The organism is Bacillus sp. L_1B0_5 (assembly GCF_000836715.1).
Taxonomy (GTDB): Bacteria; Bacillota; Bacilli; order Bacillales; family Bacillaceae_G; genus Bacillus_A; species Bacillus_A thuringiensis_S.
Genome location: NZ_JXIS01000015.1, coordinates 1 through 17,816, shown reverse-complemented (window position 1 = coordinate 17,816; position 17,816 = coordinate 1). Strand labels below are relative to the sequence as shown.

Genomic DNA, 17,816 nt, shown 5'->3' with positions numbered 1-17,816 from the left:
AAAAGATCATGCAAATTTGCATGATCTTTTTTTGTTGAATAAATTAAGATATACAACACTTCTACAAAATCACCCTATATTTTCTGAATATTTAATTAAATATTCAGAAATAACTTACATACTGTGTATATCTGTAGAGTTATTTCGAATAAAAAGTCGAACGATTATAAAAGTGAAAACTGTTGTTTTGACAAAAATCCCAACAATCATCTTTTATAATGACAGTAATTAAACTATGCAGGTGGTGTTAAAAATATGCCTAAAGCAGGAAGGAATACTATGAATACAAGTGCATTGGCAATGAATGAGAGTCAGCTTGGAGGAATAAAGTGGACGAGTAAGTTGCGAATGAAATTTGAGCAAGTTTTCTTTAGATGGGGATTTATTATTGTTGTTATTGGTTTTCTTTTGGGACGAGCATATATATTAACAAATATTTTACCTTTTGCACTTCCGTTTTTTGCTGCTGTTTATGTTATGAAGCGGGATAAGATGCCGTTAGCATTTTTAGCTCTAATGGGAGGAGCTCTTTCAGTCTCGATAGATAATTTGTTTTTTACTTTTGCATCTATCTTTACTTTCTTCATTTATAATATCTTCTTTAGTAGATTTACACGTAAAACCGTTGGACTTGTTCCATTTCAAGTATTTATCTCCGCATTAACCGCACACTTAGTTGTTGTATACTTTGCACAACAAACTGTCACCATGTACGATTTACTCGTTAGTACCATTGAGGCTGGGCTTAGTTTCGTATTAACTATGATATTTTTACAAAGTGTCCCGCTTTTAGTGGAAAGGAAAGGAAAACAACAGGCATTAGAGACGGAAGAAATTGTTTGTTTGATTATATTACTAGCATCTGTTTTAACGGGTACAACAGATTGGTTTGTATATGATGCTTCTATTCAACATATTTTTACAAGGTATTTAGTACTAGTATTTGCATTTATTGCGGGTGCTGCTACAGGATCTACAGTGGGGGTCGTAACAGGATTGATATTAAGTTTAGCAAATGTGTCTAGTTTGTCTCAGCTTAGCCTTCTCGCTTTTTCTGGATTGCTTGGTGGGTTGTTAAAAGAAGGGAAGCGTTTAGGTGTTAGTTTAGGGTTATTAATAGGGACAAGCTTAATTACATTATATGTAGACAAGCAGACGAATATTGTAACAACTTTAATTGAGTCAGGTGTAGCGATTGCGATCTTCTTATTAACGCCAAAGCTTGTTTTGGATCGTATTGCTAAATTTATGCCAGGTACACAAGAGCATTCGCAAGATCAACAACAATATTTAAGAAGGATGCGTGATGTTACAGCAAACAAAATCAATCAATTTGCAAATGTATTTGCTGCTTTATCTAATAGCTTTTCTGTATATGGGTATGTAGAGGAAGAAGATAAAGAGACAGAAGCAGATTTGTTTTTGAGTACAATTACTGCGAAAACATGTCAAACATGCTTTAAAAAGGATCAATGCTGGGTAGTGAATTTCGATAAAACGTACGATTATATGAAACAAATAATGAGTGAAACGGAAGAAGGAACCCTGCAACATAATCGTAAATTAGTTCGTGAGTGGGACAAGCATTGTGTGAGAGGGAAAAAAGTGACAGATTTAGTAGCGGGTGAATTAGATCATTTCTATGAGGGACAAAAATTACGAAAACAAATGAAGGAAAATCGTAGAATAGTTGCGGAGCAACTATTAGGTGTATCAAAGGTTATGGAGGATTTTGCTAAGGAGATACAACGAGAGCGTGAAAATCATCAAGTGCAGGAAGAGCAGATTATGCAAGCGTTCCGTGATTTTGGTGTCGAAGTAGAGCATGTTGATATTTATTGTTTAGATAGAGGAAGTATTGATATTGAAATGTTGATTCCAGTTGCATCTAATGAACATGGTGAATGTGAAAAGTTAGTTGCACCGATGCTTTCGGATATCCTTAAAGAAAATATTGTCGTTAAACATGAAGAAAAGTCTTCTTATCCAAATGGCCACAGTTTAATATCATTTGGTTCGGCGAAGACGTACTCTCTTGATACAGGATTGGCTACAGCTGCAAAAGGTGGTGGATTTGTTTCGGGTGACTCTTATGCGATGATGGATTTAAGTGTTGGTAAATATGCACTTGCGATTAGTGATGGTATGGGAAATGGGCAAAGAGCTCATATGGAAAGTAAGGAAACGGTGAAATTATTACAAAAAATACTCCAATCGGGTATTGATGAAGAAATAGCAATTAAGTCTATCAATTCAATTCTTTCTTTGAGAACGACGGAAGAGATGTTTACGACATTAGATTTAGCTATGGTAGATTTGCGAGATGCGAGTGCAAGGTTTTTAAAGATTGGATCAACACCGAGTTTTGTCAAACGCGCGAATAATATTTTGAAAATTGAAGCAAGTAACTTGCCGATGGGAATCATCGAGGATGTTGAAGTTGATGTGGTGGGTGAACAATTAAAAACGGGCGATATCCTTATTATGATGAGTGATGGGATTTTTGAGGGAGCACAGCATGTAGAGAATCATGAATTGTGGATGAAACGGAAAATTAAAGAATTGCAAACCGAAGACCCGCAAGAAATTGCTGATATCATTATGGAAGAAGTGATTCGCTCTTGTGATGGTTATATAAATGATGATATGACTATTGTAGTGGCAAAAGTGAAGAAAAATATGCCGAAGTGGGCTACGATTCCGATTGTAGGAATGCAGGCGCAGTAAAATGTAAGTGGAATGTTTATCTATAATTTGATTTTAAAAACCTAGGTGAATACCTAGGTTTTTTTGTGGGAAAAGGTAATGTTATTAATTTTGTGAATACACACGGAGGATGTAAAATAAAAATGTAATTTTTGTATATCTTTTTTTTGCACAATGTTTGTAAAAGTTGTACCATTATAAACAAGGTGACTAACGTTGCTGTTCTTGTTTAATGAAAGGTGATTGCGAAGTTGAAAGATACATTTGTTGAAAAAGTAGATGACTTTGTAAAGCAGCATGATGTATTAAAGAATGATTCAACGATTGTTGTGGGAGTTTCTGGTGGTCCTGACTCGTTAGCCCTTTTATATTATTTATTAGAAAAAAGAGCGGAAAAACAGTTGGAAATTGTAGTGGCTCATGTGGATCATATGTTTAGAGGTGAGGAATCTCATGAGGATTTACAGTTTGTGCAGGGCCTTTGTGAAGAACTAGGAATTATTTGTGAAACGATAAGGATTAATGTATCACAATATCAACAGCAATACGGGATGAATGCACAGGTTGCTGCTAGAGAATGCAGATATGCATTTTTGGAAAGAATAATGAAGAAATATGATGCAAGATATGTTGCACTTGGACATCATGGAGATGATCAAGTAGAGACAATTTTAATGCGTCTTGTAAGAGGGAGTACTCCGAAAGGATATGCAGGAATTGCAGTGAAGCGTCCTTTTCATAATGGGTATTTAATTAGGCCGTTACTTGGGGTAACGAAGGAAGAAATTGTTGATTACTGTAATAAGCTAAATTTAATTCCGCGTATAGATCCGAGTAATAAAAAGGAATTATATACAAGGAATCGATTACGTAAATATGTCCTTCCTCACTTAAAAGAAGAAAATCCACAAATGCATGAGAAATTCCAAAAATTTAGCGTGCAAATGCAAGAGGATGAGGCTTATTTGCAGGAATTAGCTTTTGAGAAAATGAATAAAGTAATTACAAAAAAAAGTGATAAACAAATTAGCTTATCAATTCCTGCCTTTGAATCCATGTCTATGCCTTTACAAAGAAGAGGGATTCAACTAATATTAAACTATCTTTATGAATATAAGATTCCATCTTCTCTTTCTTCTATACATATTGACAAGGTGATTGAGTTTTTTAAGCGGACACAACCTTCAGGTTCACTTGATTTTCCAGGTGATTTGAAAATTGTTCGCACATACGAGGAGTGTAGCTTTAGATTTAAACAAGAAATTGCCTCTCCTTTTTTACAAGATTTATCAGTACCCGGGACCATTACAATATTGAACGGGGATGAATTTGTAACAGAGGTGAGCGAAGATATACCAAGTAACATGAATGAAACAGTATTTGTTGCTAAGTATAATGATATATCATATCCACTTCGTATTCGTTCTAGAGAAAATGGAGATCGCATGTCAATACAAGGTATGGATGGCACGAAAAAGATAAAAACTATTTTTATCGAAGCGAAAGTACCGAAAGAAAAAAGGGAAGAATGGCCGGTCGTTTGTGACGCAAGTGGGACCATTATTTGGGTACCCTTGTTGAAGCGATCTGCATTTGCAATTTCGAAAGAGATGGCAAAGAAGGATAAATATATGATTATTCACTACAAAAGCAAGGAGTCTTCCGGGAGGATAATGAAATGATGAATCAAGATATCGAAAAAGTATTAATTTCTGAAGAACAAATACAAGAAAAGGTGCGCGAACTAGGTGCAGTTATTGCAGAGGATTATAAAAACACAGTACCTCTTGCAATTGGTGTATTAAAAGGCGCAATGCCATTCATGGCAGATTTATTAAAGAGAACAGATACATATCTTGAAATGGATTTTATGGCTGTATCTAGTTATGGTCACTCTACAGTTTCAACAGGCGAAGTGAAAATTTTAAAAGATCTTGATACTTCTGTAGAAGGTCGCGATATTTTAATCGTCGAAGATATTATTGATAGTGGTCTTACACTAAGCTACTTAGTAGACTTATTCAAATATCGTAAAGCGAAGTCTGTAAAAATTGTTACATTATTAGATAAGCCAACAGGCCGTAAGGTTGATCTGAAAGCGGATTATGTTGGATTTACTGTTCCACATGAATTTGTAGTAGGATATGGATTAGATTATAAAGAGCAGTACCGTAATCTTCCTTATGTAGGCGTATTAAAACCAAGCGTTTACTCAAATTAATTAAATACAGGCTTTACAATTGTATAGGAAAGTTTTTCTATGTTACGATTTACTATAGTGTTTATGCCGTGAGAGGAGGTTAGGAATGAATCGTATCTTCCGTAATACCATCTTTTATTTACTGATATTCTTAGTAGTAATTGGAATCGTGAGCTATTTTAATGGTTCGACACAAAAAACGACATCAGTTAGCTACGACAAATTCATTACTAAACTAGAAAGCGGTGAAGTGCGTAATGTGCAACTTCAACCGAAAAATGGTGTATTTGAGGTAAAAGGACAATTCAATAACTCTAGCCAAGGAGAACAATTTGTTACTTATGCACCAAATACTGAGGAATTACAAAAGAAAATCAATGATAAAGCGAAAGGTGCCGAAGTTAAGTATCAACCAGCAGAAGAAACAAGTGCTTGGGTAACATTCTTTACTTCAATCATTCCGTTTGTCATCATCTTCATTTTATTCTTCTTCTTATTAAACCAAGCTCAAGGCGGCGGTAGCCGTGTTATGAACTTCGGGAAAAGTAAGGCGAAGTTATATAATGATGAAAAGAAAAAAGTTCGTTTCAGAGATGTTGCTGGGGCGGATGAAGAGAAACAAGAACTTGTTGAGGTAGTTGAATTCTTAAAAGACCCTCGTAAGTTTTCTGAAGTTGGTGCCCGTATTCCGAAGGGTGTCCTATTAGTTGGACCTCCAGGTACAGGTAAAACTTTATTAGCACGTGCTGTTGCAGGTGAGGCTGGCGTTCCATTCTTCTCTATCAGTGGTTCTGACTTTGTAGAGATGTTTGTCGGTGTCGGTGCATCACGTGTACGTGATTTATTTGAAAATGCAAAGAAAAATGCTCCTTGTATCATTTTCATTGATGAAATTGATGCAGTAGGTCGTCAACGTGGCGCAGGTCTTGGTGGTGGTCATGATGAGCGTGAGCAAACATTGAACCAGTTACTTGTTGAAATGGATGGATTCGGTGCAAACGAAGGTATTATTATCATTGCTGCGACAAACCGTCCAGACATTCTTGACCCAGCGTTATTACGTCCAGGTCGTTTTGACCGTCAAATTACAGTAGATCGTCCAGATGTAAATGGTCGTGAAGCTGTACTGAAAGTACATGCGCGTAATAAACCGCTTGATGAGCATATTAATTTAAGAGCAATTGCGACTCGTACACCAGGATTCTCTGGTGCGGATCTTGAAAACTTATTAAACGAAGCTGCTTTAGTAGCTGCACGTCGAGATAAGAAGAAAATTGATATGAGTGATATCGATGAAGCAACGGATCGTGTTATCGCAGGTCCAGCTAAGAAAAGTCGTGTTATCTCTGAAAAAGAACGTAATATCGTTGCTTTCCATGAAGCGGGCCATACTGTAATTGGTGTTGTTCTTGATGAAGCTGATGTCGTTCATAAAGTAACAATTGTCCCTCGTGGTCAAGCTGGTGGATATGCGGTAATGCTTCCGAAGGAAGATCGTTACTTCATGACAAAGCCAGAGTTACTTGATAAAATCACTGGTTTACTTGGTGGTCGAGTAGCTGAGGAAATTGTATTTGGTGAAGCAAGTACAGGTGCTCACAACGACTTCCAACGTGCGACTGGTATTGCAAGACGTATGGTTACGGAATTCGGTATGAGTGATAAGCTTGGACCGATGCAATTTGGTAGCTCACAAGGTGGTCAAGTATTCTTAGGAAGAGACTTCCATTCAGAACAAAACTACAGTGATGCAATCGCACATGAAATTGATGTGGAAATGCAAACAATTATTAAAGACTGTTATGCTCGTGCAAAACAAATTCTTACTGAAAAACGAGATAAGCTTGATATTATCGCGAAAACGTTACTTGAAGTAGAAACATTAGATGCAGAGCAAATTAATCATTTATATGATTATGGCAGATTACCTGAGCGTCCAACATCTTCAGATGATGTGAAAGTAAACATCAATATGAAGAAAGACGATGAAGATAAAGAAGATAAAGAAGATAAGTAAGAAATGAAGGAGTGACTATTGTCACTCCTTTTTTGTTTGTTAAGATTTTTATTAATTATTATTGAGAGTTTAGTGGATAAAGTAATTTAAGTAAAACTGGTATTAAAAATTGAAATAGAGAGCAATCTTTTTGTAAAATGATGAGGATAGGAAAGCTGATTATATAGGTATGTGTGATATGATGTTTTTATAAGTTTTATACATACTACACAAATATAGATTAAATAAGATAAGTGGTGAGAATATGATTTTTGTATTGGATGTAGGGAACACAAATGCTGTACTAGGCGTGTTTGAAGAGGGGGAACTTCGTCAGCATTGGCGCATGGAAACAGATCGTCATAAGACAGAAGATGAATATGGAATGCTTGTAAAACAGTTACTTGATCATGAGGGTCTTTCGTTTGAAGATGTGAAAGGTATTATTGTGTCTTCGGTCGTACCACCAATTATGTTCGCTTTAGAACGTATGTGTGAAAAATATTTTAAAATTAAACCGCTTGTAGTAGGGCCTGGAATAAAAACGGGGCTAAATATTAAATATGAAAATCCGCGTGAAGTAGGCGCAGACCGAATTGTAAATGCAGTAGCAGGAATCCACTTGTATGGAAGTCCGCTTATTATTGTTGATTTTGGTACGGCTACTACATATTGTTATATTAACGAAGAAAAGCATTATATGGGTGGAGTTATTACGCCAGGAATTATGATTTCAGCAGAGGCTTTATATAGTAGGGCGGCAAAACTTCCTCGTATTGAAATTACAAAACCGAGCAGTGTTGTTGGGAAGAATACAGTAAGTGCGATGCAATCAGGTATTCTTTATGGTTATGTAGGACAAGTGGAAGGTATTGTTAAGCGTATGAAAGAGGAAGCTAAACAAGAACCGAGAGTTATTGCAACAGGTGGATTGGCGAAATTAATTTCAGAAGAATCGAATGTAATTGATATTGTAGATCCATTTTTAACGTTAAAAGGCTTATATATGTTATATGAGCGTAATGCAAATTTACAGCATGAGAAAGGTGAATAAATACGTATGAAAGATTATTTAGTAAAAGCGTTAGCGTTTGATGGAGAAGTACGTGCGTATAGTGTACGTACAACAAATACAGTAAGTGAGGCACAAAGACGTCATGATACATGGAGGACAGCTTCGGCGGCACTTGGTCGTTCTTTAACTGCAGGTACAATGATGGGTGCGATGTTAAAAGGTGATCAAAAGTTAACGATCAAGGTAGAAGGTAATGGACCGATTGGCCCTATCTTAGTGGATGCTCATGCAAATGGAGATGTACGTGGCTATGTAACGAATCCACATGTTGATTTTGAAGGAACGGAACAAGGGAAATTACGTGTATATCAAGCGGTAGGTACAGAAGGGTTTGTAACAGTAATTAAAGATATTGGTATGCGTGAGCCGTTTATCGGTCAATCTCCAATCGTTTCGGGAGAACTAGGGGAAGATTTCACGTATTATTTCGCAGTTTCTGAGCAGACGCCTTCTTCTGTTGGTGTGGGTGTCCTTGTAAATGGAGATGACAGCGTATTAGCGGCGGGTGGATTTATCCTTCAAATTATGCCGGGCGCACAGGAAGAAACAATTTCATTTATTGAAGATCGTTTGCAAAAAATCCCGCCTGTATCAACATTGATCGAACAAGGTCTTTCTCCAGAAGAGCTACTATACGCAGTCCTTGGAGAAGATAAAGTAAAAGTATTGGAAACAATGGATGTTCAATTTAATTGTACTTGCTCACGTGAACGTATCGAGAGTGTGTTAATTAGTTTAGGTAAAACAGAGTTAGAGCAAATTCGTGAAGAAGAAGAAGAGACAGAAGTTCATTGTCATTTCTGTAATGAACGATACAAGTTCTCTAAAGAAGATATTACAAATTTAATTGAGAATTTGTAATAAGGGGATTAACCCTCCAAAGAGATTGACAAACAGGGAATTTTCTGACAAAATCTAAATATAGATAAAACCAATAAAAATACTCGGTGTTAGGAGTGACAGGAATGCGAGTGGCACAATCAGTTTCAGAATTAATCGGGAAAACGCCGATCGTTAAGTTGAACCGCATCGTAGAATCAGATAGCGCAGATATATACTTAAAACTAGAGTTTATGAATCCGGGGAGCAGCGTTAAAGATCGTATTGCACTAGCTATGATTGAAGATGCTGAAAAAAAGGGATTGTTAAAAGAGGGCGATACAATCATTGAGCCAACAAGTGGTAACACAGGAATTGGTTTAGCGATGGTAGCGGCTGCTAAAGGATATAATGCAATTTTAGTAATGCCAGAAACAATGAGTATTGAGCGTCGTAATTTATTGCGTGCTTACGGTGCTGAATTAGTATTGACTCCAGGTCCTGAAGGAATGGGTGGAGCAATTCGTAAAGCAACTGAATTAGCAAAAGAGCATGGTTACTTTATACCGCAACAGTTCCAAAATCAATCAAATCCACAAATTCATCGTTTAACAACAGGTCCAGAAATTGTTGAACAAATGGGTGATCAATTAGATGCGTTTATTGCAGGTATTGGTACAGGTGGAACGATTACTGGTGCTGGTGAAGTGCTGAAGGAAGCATATGAAGGTATTAAAATTTATGCAGTAGAACCTGCAGATTCGCCAGTATTATCTGGTGGGAAACCGGGTCCGCATAAAATCCAAGGAATTGGGGCGGGATTTGTTCCAGAGACATTGGATGTAGAAGTATATGATGAAATTATTCAAGTGAAAACAGAGCAAGCATTTGAATATGCGAGAAGAGTGGCTAAAGAGGAAGGTATTTTAGTTGGTATCTCTTCAGGCGCAGTTATTTATGCAGCAACAGAAATTGCGAAAAAGTTAGGTAAGGGGAAAAAGGTACTTGTTATTATCCCAAGTAACGGCGAACGTTATTTAAGTACACCACTTTATCAATTTGAATCATAATTAAACGCGATTGAAAAAGCATCCTTGAAAAAGGATGCTTTTTCTTTTTGGATTGGAAATAGGAAAAGAGTGAATGACTAGAAAACTTCATGTAAAATAAGAGGTAGTATAATTAATTTATTTTCACTAGCCTTCGAGTATAATCAATCTCTATATAAATAACTTATGTAGTTTGAGCTGGTTCATCTAAGAGGGTGGGATAAAAGAAGACGGGGTGTTGATATGCAACGAAGAAAATCTTTAGCGCTTTCTATTCCATATCAGTTAGATTTCTTTAAGCAATATAAATTTCTTTCTCAGGGTAAATCACAACATATTTTGTTAGAAAGCGGCCGTGGCGGTCGTTATAACATTGTAGGGCTGAACCCGGTAGCGGTAATCCGAGGGAAGGATGAAACGTTACATATAAGTGAAAGTGGTAAGGAAACAATAAAACGAGGGAATCCATTAGATTTAATGCAAGAATATATGGAGCAATGGAAAACAGACTATAATCCAGAGTATCCGCCTTTTCAAGGTGGTGCAATTGGCTATTTCAGTTATGACTGTATCCGTTATATTGAAAAGCTGCCTTCTCTTGCGGAAGATGATATTAATATACCTGACATCTTCTTTTTATTATTTGACGACGTATTTGTCTATGATCAAAAAGAACAAGTGTTATGGATTATTACGCATTATGTAGATAAATATGAAGAGGCGAAAGAACGGTTAAATGAGTGGAAGAGTCTTTGGGCGACAGAAGCGCCTGAAGTGACCGTGCCTTTTGAAAGTCCTGAAAAGAAAAGTGAAGCAGTTGCTTTTACTGAAGCAAGCTTTATGAAGGCAGTTGAATGTATTCAAGAATATATTGGTGCTGGTGATGTGTTCCAAGTAAACTTGTCGACGAGACAAGAAAGAACGTTACAAACACACCCACTAGAAATTTATACAAGTCTTCGTGAAATTAATCCATCGCCATATATGGGTTACTTGGAGCTTGGAGATTTTCAAATTGTTAGTGGATCGCCAGAGTTGTTAATTAAGAAACAGGGAACCGAAGTAAGTACAAGACCAATTGCTGGAACAAGATCTAGAGGCGCGGATGAGCAAGAGGATGAAGAATTAGCAAGAGAATTAATTGAGAACGAAAAAGAAAGAGCAGAGCATGTAATGCTTGTGGATTTAGAACGAAATGATTTAGGGCGCGTTTGTAAATATGGCACTGTAGAAGTCGATGAATTTATGGTAATTGAAAAGTATTCACATGTTATGCATATCGTTTCCAATGTGCGTGGTGAGGTGGAAGAAGATAAGGATGCTTTCGATTTAGTGAAAGCTGTATTCCCTGGTGGAACAATTACTGGTGCCCCGAAAATCCGTACGATGGAAATAATTGAGGAATTAGAACCTGTCCGTAGAGGGATTTATACAGGTTCAATCGGTTGGATTGGTTATTCTGGGGATACAGAATTGAATATTGTAATTAGAACACTTCTTGCTAAAGATGGAAAAGCTCATGTACAAGCGGGAGCGGGAATTGTAATTGATTCAAATCCGGAAAATGAATATAAAGAGTCGTTAAAAAAGGCGATTGCTTTATGGCGTGCAAAAGAACGTAGCGAAGAAACGGTTAGGTGAGAGAAATGATATTAATGATTGATAATTATGATTCCTTTACATTTAATTTAGTGCAGTTTCTTGGAGAACTTGGACAAGAGCTTGTTGTTAAGCGTAATGATGAAGTGAGTATTGCAGATATTGAGAATATGAAACCAGATTTTCTAATGATTTCGCCAGGTCCATGTAGTCCTAATGAAGCGGGGATTAGTATGGAAGTTATTAAATACTTTGCTGGGGAGATTCCGATTTTTGGAGTTTGTCTTGGGCATCAATCGATTGCGCAAGTATTTGGTGGAGAAGTTGTTCGTGCAGAGCGATTAATGCATGGAAAAACGTCGCTTATGCATCATGATGGGAAAACGATTTTCTTAGATGTTCCTAATCCATTTACTGCAACGCGTTATCATTCCCTGATTGTTAAGAAAGAGTCATTGCCAGATTGTTTAGAGGTAACATCTTGGACAGAGGAAGGGGAAATTATGGCGATTCGTCATAAGACACTGCCGATAGAGGGTGTACAATTCCATCCGGAATCTATTATGACTTCTCATGGGAAAGAGTTGTTGCAGAATTTCATTCGTAAATACAGTCCAAGTGCGACATTATGTTAATTTACGTAAATGGCCAGTATGTAGAAGCAAGTGAAGCGAGAATTTCTCCTTATGACCATGGCTATTTATATGGGCTGGGGGTTTTTGAGACATTTCGTATTTATAATGGTCATCCTTTTTTGTTAGATGATCATTATAACCGTTTAATAGGTGCGCTAGATACATTGCAAATTAAATGGACAATGACAAAAGATGACGTGATGCTTATTTTGAAGAATCTACTCGCTAAGAATGAATTGGAACATGCGTATGTACGTTTTAATGTATCGGCGGGTGTAGATGAAATAGGATTGCAAACGGAAATGTATGAAGAGCCTTCGGTTATTGTTTTTATAAAACCTTTAACAGCTCCAGAAGATGTAGTAGAAAAAGAAGGGGTTATTTTAAAACAAGTGCGAAATACACCAGAAGGAGCATTTCGTCTGAAGTCTCATCATTATTTAAATAATATTTTAGGGAAGCGTGAAATTGGAAATGTTGTGAGCAGGGAAGGTATTTTCCTTACTGAAGCAGGTTATGTTGCAGAGGGTATTGTTTCGAATCTCTTTTTTGTGAAAGGTGATGTTTTATATACACCTTCGTTAGAAACAGGAATTTTAAATGGTATCACTCGTGCGTTTATTATAAAAAGTGCTGAAGAATTGAATATAGAAGTAAATGAAGGTTTCTTTACAAAAGATGAATTACTTTCAGCAGATGAAGTCTTTGTAACAAACTCAATTCAAGAAATTGTTCCGCTTTATCGTATAGAAGCGCAGGATTTCCCGGGGAAAGTGGGAGTGGTTACAAAAAGTTTAATGTATCTTTATGGAATGCAGAGAGAGAAATTGTGGAGCAGAAATGAATTACGAAGAGGAGATGTGTAGTTTGAAGTGGGATTATGATTTACGCTGCGGCGAATATACATTGAATTTAAATGAAAAGACATTAATTATGGGGATTTTAAATGTAACACCAGATTCGTTTTCTGATGGTGGGAGTTACAACGAGGTAGATGCTGCGGTACGTCACGCAAAAGAAATGCAAGGTGAAGGTGCTCATATTATTGATATTGGTGGCGAATCTACTCGCCCGGGTTTTGCTAAAGTATCAGTAGAAGAAGAAATAAAGCGAGTTGTCCCGATGATTCAAGCAGTTTCAAAAGAGGTGAAATTGCCTATATCTATCGATACATATAAAGCTGAAGTTGCAAAGCAAGCAATTGAGGCTGGTGCTCATATTATTAATGATATTTGGGGAGCGAAGGCGGAGCCGAAAATTGCTGAAGTCGCAGCCCATTATGATGTACCTATCATTTTAATGCATAACCGCGATAATATGAATTATCGTAATTTAATGGCCGATATGATTGCTGATTTGTATGACAGTGTTAAAATTGCTAAAAATGCTGGTGTGCGAGATGAGAATATTATTTTAGATCCAGGTATCGGTTTTGCTAAAACACCGGAGCAAAACTTAGAGGCGATGCGTAATTTAGAACAGTTAAATGTGCTAGGTTACCCGGTTCTCTTAGGTACTTCGAGAAAGTCCTTTATTGGGCACGTATTAGATTTGCCAGTAGAGGAACGTCTTGAGGGAACGGGAGCTACTGTTTGTCTTGGTATTGAAAAGGGCTGTGAGTTTGTTCGTGTCCATGATGTGAAAGAAATGGCGCGTATGGCTAAGATGATGGATGCAATGATTGGTAAGGGGGTAAAGTAATTGGATAAAATTTATATCCATGATATGGAGTTTTACGGTTATCATGGTGTATTCCCAGAGGAAAATAAATTAGGGCAGAGATTTAAAGTTGATTTAACGGTGGAAATAGATTTAAAACGCGCGGGAGAAAGTGATGACTTAGAGCATTCGGTCAATTATGGAGAGCTTTTTGAATTATGTAGAATAGTTGTCGAGGATAGAAGGTATAAGCTTGTAGAGAGTATCGCTGAAAATATTGCCTCAGACATATTAAAGCAATATGGAAGTATTTCACGGTGTACAATTAAGGTAATTAAACCGGATCCGCCGATACCGGGCCATTATCGCGCTGTAGCAGTAGAAATTACGAGAGAACGTCCATGAATAATATAGCGTACATTGCATTAGGGTCAAATATTGGAAAGCGTTATACGTATTTAACTGAAGCGATTCAGTTTTTAAATAAAAGTCCGTATATTCAAGTTGATGATGTTTCGTCAGTGTATGAAACTGATCCAGTTGGCTATACTGACCAAAGTTGTTTTTTAAATTTAGTTATAAAAATTTCTACCAATTTATCACCGCAAGAATTATTGAAAGTAACACAAAAAGTAGAAAATGACCTAGGAAGAAAAAGGGAAATTAGGTGGGGGCCAAGGACTATCGACCTTGACATTTTACTTTATAATCAAGAAAATATTGAAGCAGAGAATCTTATTGTTCCGCATCCGCGGATGTTTGAAAGAGCTTTTGTTATCGTTCCGTTGTTAGAGATTAACCAAAATATAAAACAAAACATTTCACGTTCACAAGTAGAAGAAATGAAAAGGCGAGAGGGAGTAACGGTATGGAAGCAGAAAAATGGGGAAGACGCATTCGTGCTTTTCGAAAGCTAAAAGGCTACACGCAAGAAGGTTTTGCTAAAGAATTAGGGGTATCTGTATCTGTTTTAGGTGAAGTTGAGAGAGGGAATCGATCGCCTTCTCAAGATTTTGTAGTAGAAGTTGCTAAGGCATTAAATGTTTCGATAGATGAATTAATGCCAAAGTGACTGTGCAGGAAGGAGTAGGTTGATTGTTAAAGATTGCAAATATTGAGATGAAAAATCCGGTTGTATTAGCACCGATGGCGGGAGTGTGTAACTCTGCATTCCGTTTAACAGTGAAAGAATTTGGTGCAGGTTTAGTTTGTGCTGAAATGGTAAGTGATAAGGCAATATTGCTTAATAACAAAAGAACATTAGATATGTTATATATCGATGAGAGAGAAAAACCATTAAGTTTACAAATTTTCGGTGGAGAGAAAGAAACTCTTGTAGATGCTGCGAAATACGTAGATAAATATACGACAGCAGACATTATTGATATTAATATGGGTTGCCCAGTACCGAAAATTGTTAAATGTGATGCGGGGGCAAGGTGGCTTTTAGACCCAAATAAAATATATGAAATGGTAGCTGCGGTTGTAGATGCTGTTGAAAAGCCGGTTACGGTTAAAATGCGTATCGGTTGGGATGAAGAACATATTTTCGCAATAGAAAATGCTAGAGCTGTTGAGCGTGCTGGTGGACAAGCTGTGGCGGTTCACGGACGTACGCGAGTGCAAATGTATGAAGGAAAAGCGGATTGGGATATCATTAAACAAGTAAAGCAAGCTGTAAATATCCCAGTTATCGGAAATGGTGATGTCGAAACACCGCAAGATGCGAAGCGTATGATTGATGAGATTGGTGTAGATGGTGTTATGATTGGCCGTGCAGCTCTTGGGGATCCATGGATGATTTATCGAACGGTAAAGTATTTAGAGACAGGTGAATTAATGCCGGAACCAACAGTGCGTGAGAAAATTGATGTATGTATGTTACATCTAGATCGCCTTATCGATTTAAAGAACGAAAATGTTGCTGTAAGAGAGATGAGAAAGCATGCAGCTTGGTATTTAAAAGGTGTTCGTGGTAATGCAAGTGTGCGTAATGGCATCAATACTTGCAACACACGTGAAGACCTTGCGAATGTATTAGGTGCATTTGTAGAAGAAGTAGAGGCGAAACAACAAACAATTTACGTTGGTTAATAGGGGGACGGAGAAGATTGACATTCTTCTACACACTTCCTATAATTACGTGAAAGAAAGAAGAACTGCCAGTTAGTTGCTGGCAGTTTTTCTAGTTGAGTAGAAAATGCTATACTGTATATATTGTAAAAATTAATAGAGCTGGAGTGATATCAATATCATGGATAACATGAACCACGAAGAATTAAACGACCAATTGCTTGTTCGTCGTGAAAAGCTACATAATTTACGTGAGCAAGGAATCGATCCGTTCGGTAAAAGATTTGAACGCACAAATTCAACAACCGACTTAGTAAGTCTATATGGAGAATTCTCTAAAGAAGAATTAGAAGAGAAAGGAATCACTGTTTCTATCGCTGGTCGTATTATGACAAAACGCGGTAAAGGAAAAGCTGGATTCGCGCACATTCAAGATTTACATGGACAAGTTCAAATTTACGTTCGCAAAGATACTGTTGGAGATGAAGAGTACGAGTTATTTACGACAGCAGATTTAGGTGACTTAGTAGGTATTGAAGGTAAAGTGTTCAAAACAAACGTTGGAGAACTTTCAGTAAAAGCAACAGGATTTACGCTTTTAACGAAATCTCTTCGTCCATTACCGGATAAATATCATGGATTAAAAGATGTTGAACAACGATACCGTCAACGTTACTTAGACTTAATTACAAGTATGGAAAGTCGTGAAACATTTGTTACTCGTAGTAAAATCATTCGTGAAATGAGAAGATATTTAGATGATAACGGTTATCTTGAAGTAGAAACGCCTATGATGCACGCGATTGCAGGTGGAGCGTCTGCTCGTCCTTTCACTACGCATCATAATGCGTTAGATATGGAATTATATATGCGTATCGCAATTGAACTTCATTTAAAACGTCTTATTGTGGGCGGATTAGAAAAAGTTTATGAGATCGGCCGTGTATTCCGTAATGAGGGTGTATCAACTCGTCATAACCCTGAGTTTACGATGATTGAATTATATGAAGCGTACGCTGATTATAATGATATTATGAAACTAACAGAAAATATGGTTGCTCATATTGCCAAAAAAGTATTGGGTACAACAACAATCCAATATGGTGATTATGAAATTAATCTAGAACCAGAATGGACACGTCTTCATATGGTAGATGCGATTAAGCAACACTCTGGAGCGGATTTCTGGAATCCAATGAGTGTAGAAGAAGCGCGTGAGCTTGCAAAAGAACATAATGTAGAAATTAAAGATACAATGGAAGTTGGTCATATTATAAATGAATTCTTCGAACAAAAAGTAGAAGATAAATTAATCCAACCAACATTTATTTACGGTCATCCGGTAGAAATTTCGCCACTTGCGAAAAAGAATGACGAAGATCCACGATTCACAGATCGTTTCGAATTATTTATCGTTGCACGTGAACATGCAAATGCATTCACTGAGTTAAATGATCCAATCGATCAAAAAGAACGTTTTGAAGCGCAATTAAAAGAGCGCGAACAAGGTAATGACGAAGCTCATATGATGGATGACGATTATATTGAAGCTCTTGAGTACGGTATGCCTCCTACGGGTGGGTTAGGAATTGGTATTGATCGTCTAGTTATGTTATTAACAAATGCACCATCTATTCGTGATGTATTATTATTCCCTGCTATGCGCCATAAACAAGACTAAGCTTTGGAGATTTCTCCAAAGCTTTTTTTATTTGAGTATGAGTTGCGTGGGTATAATAGATCTTGATGGTGCGAGAAATTATATTTATATAGAAGAAATGTGCTGTTTTTATACTTTTTTACTAAGTTAAAAATTTTATTAGAAAAACTATTGCATTTTAATAATTAAACTGGTATATTTATATCCGTTGCCACGAAAGGTAACAAGCAAAACAAACGAAAAACAACTTATTGAAAAAAGTTGTTGACGAAAATATAACAAAATGTTATATTGATAAAGTCGCTTATGAGCGACAACGTAGTTCTTTGAAAACTGAACGAAACA

The 17,816-nt window shown here is 36.8% G+C and carries 16 protein-coding genes; all 16 read left to right on the top strand.

Annotated features, from left to right (window positions below):
• Nucleotides 1–255: 255 nt before the first annotated feature.
• Nucleotides 256–2,727, top strand: coding sequence for a stage II sporulation protein E (spoIIE, locus tag RT27_RS04955; RefSeq protein WP_001123551.1), 2,472 nt, complete (start codon nucleotides 256–258; stop codon nucleotides 2,725–2,727).
• 230 nt (nucleotides 2,728–2,957) lie between these two features.
• Entirely contained in the window at nucleotides 2,958–4,388 is a 1,431-nt protein-coding gene (gene tilS, locus RT27_RS04950; protein ID WP_043935434.1) for a tRNA lysidine(34) synthetase TilS, read from the top strand.
• Nucleotides 4,385–4,927: a hypoxanthine phosphoribosyltransferase gene (hpt, locus tag RT27_RS04945; RefSeq protein WP_000981846.1), complete on the top strand. Its 543-nt coding sequence runs from the start codon at nucleotides 4,385–4,387 to the stop codon at nucleotides 4,925–4,927. The genes tilS and hpt overlap by 4 nt, the downstream gene beginning before the upstream one ends.
• A gap of 85 nt (nucleotides 4,928–5,012) precedes the next feature.
• Nucleotides 5,013–6,923 (top strand): ATP-dependent zinc metalloprotease FtsH, encoded by a 1,911-nt coding sequence (gene ftsH, locus RT27_RS04940; RefSeq protein ID WP_016079510.1) that lies wholly within the window; start codon nucleotides 5,013–5,015, stop codon nucleotides 6,921–6,923.
• Between the two features lie 244 nt (nucleotides 6,924–7,167).
• Nucleotides 7,168–7,956, top strand: coding sequence for a type III pantothenate kinase (locus RT27_RS04935; RefSeq protein ID WP_016079509.1), 789 nt, complete (start codon nucleotides 7,168–7,170; stop codon nucleotides 7,954–7,956).
• A 6-nt stretch (nucleotides 7,957–7,962) separates the two neighbouring features.
• Nucleotides 7,963–8,838, top strand: coding sequence for a redox-regulated molecular chaperone HslO (hslO, locus tag RT27_RS04930; protein ID WP_000656367.1), 876 nt, complete (start codon nucleotides 7,963–7,965; stop codon nucleotides 8,836–8,838).
• A 104-nt stretch (nucleotides 8,839–8,942) separates the two neighbouring features.
• Complete coding sequence (gene cysK, locus RT27_RS04925; RefSeq protein ID WP_016079507.1) at nucleotides 8,943–9,866, top strand: cysteine synthase A; 924 nt, start codon at nucleotides 8,943–8,945, stop codon at nucleotides 9,864–9,866.
• A gap of 222 nt (nucleotides 9,867–10,088) precedes the next feature.
• The gene (pabB, locus tag RT27_RS04920) at nucleotides 10,089–11,486 is read left to right on the top strand and encodes an aminodeoxychorismate synthase component I (protein WP_016079506.1); all 1,398 of its coding nucleotides are present in this window, start codon (nucleotides 10,089–10,091) and stop codon (nucleotides 11,484–11,486) included.
• A 5-nt stretch (nucleotides 11,487–11,491) separates the two neighbouring features.
• Nucleotides 11,492–12,079 carry an aminodeoxychorismate/anthranilate synthase component II gene (gene pabA / locus RT27_RS04915; RefSeq protein WP_016079505.1) on the top strand — a complete coding sequence of 196 codons (588 nt, stop codon included), beginning with the start codon at nucleotides 11,492–11,494 and terminating at the stop codon, nucleotides 12,077–12,079.
• Nucleotides 12,073–12,945, top strand: coding sequence for an aminodeoxychorismate lyase (gene pabC, locus RT27_RS04910; RefSeq protein WP_043935433.1), 873 nt, complete (start codon nucleotides 12,073–12,075; stop codon nucleotides 12,943–12,945). Before pabA ends, pabC begins: the two co-directional genes overlap by 7 nt.
• On the top strand, nucleotides 12,920–13,780 hold the full coding sequence (gene folP / locus RT27_RS04905; RefSeq protein ID WP_016079503.1) for a dihydropteroate synthase: 861 nt from the start codon (nucleotides 12,920–12,922) through the stop codon (nucleotides 13,778–13,780). Before pabC ends, folP begins: the two co-directional genes overlap by 26 nt.
• A complete protein-coding gene (gene folB / locus RT27_RS04900; protein ID WP_016079502.1) occupies nucleotides 13,781–14,143 on the top strand; it encodes a dihydroneopterin aldolase in 363 nt (120 codons plus the stop codon). It abuts the gene before it with no gap.
• Nucleotides 14,140–14,655 (top strand): 2-amino-4-hydroxy-6-hydroxymethyldihydropteridine diphosphokinase, encoded by a 516-nt coding sequence (gene folK / locus RT27_RS04895; protein ID WP_043935430.1) that lies wholly within the window; start codon nucleotides 14,140–14,142, stop codon nucleotides 14,653–14,655. The genes folB and folK overlap by 4 nt, the downstream gene beginning before the upstream one ends.
• A complete protein-coding gene (locus tag RT27_RS04890) occupies nucleotides 14,607–14,810 on the top strand; it encodes a helix-turn-helix transcriptional regulator (protein ID WP_000387030.1) in 204 nt (67 codons plus the stop codon). Before folK ends, RT27_RS04890 begins: the two co-directional genes overlap by 49 nt.
• A 23-nt stretch (nucleotides 14,811–14,833) precedes the next feature.
• Entirely contained in the window at nucleotides 14,834–15,832 is a 999-nt protein-coding gene (gene dusB, locus RT27_RS04885) for a tRNA dihydrouridine synthase DusB (RefSeq protein ID WP_016079500.1), read from the top strand.
• A gap of 160 nt (nucleotides 15,833–15,992) precedes the next feature.
• On the top strand, nucleotides 15,993–17,492 hold the full coding sequence (gene lysS / locus RT27_RS04880) for a lysine--tRNA ligase (RefSeq protein WP_016079499.1): 1,500 nt from the start codon (nucleotides 15,993–15,995) through the stop codon (nucleotides 17,490–17,492).
• The last annotated feature ends 324 nt before the right edge of the window (nucleotides 17,493–17,816 follow it).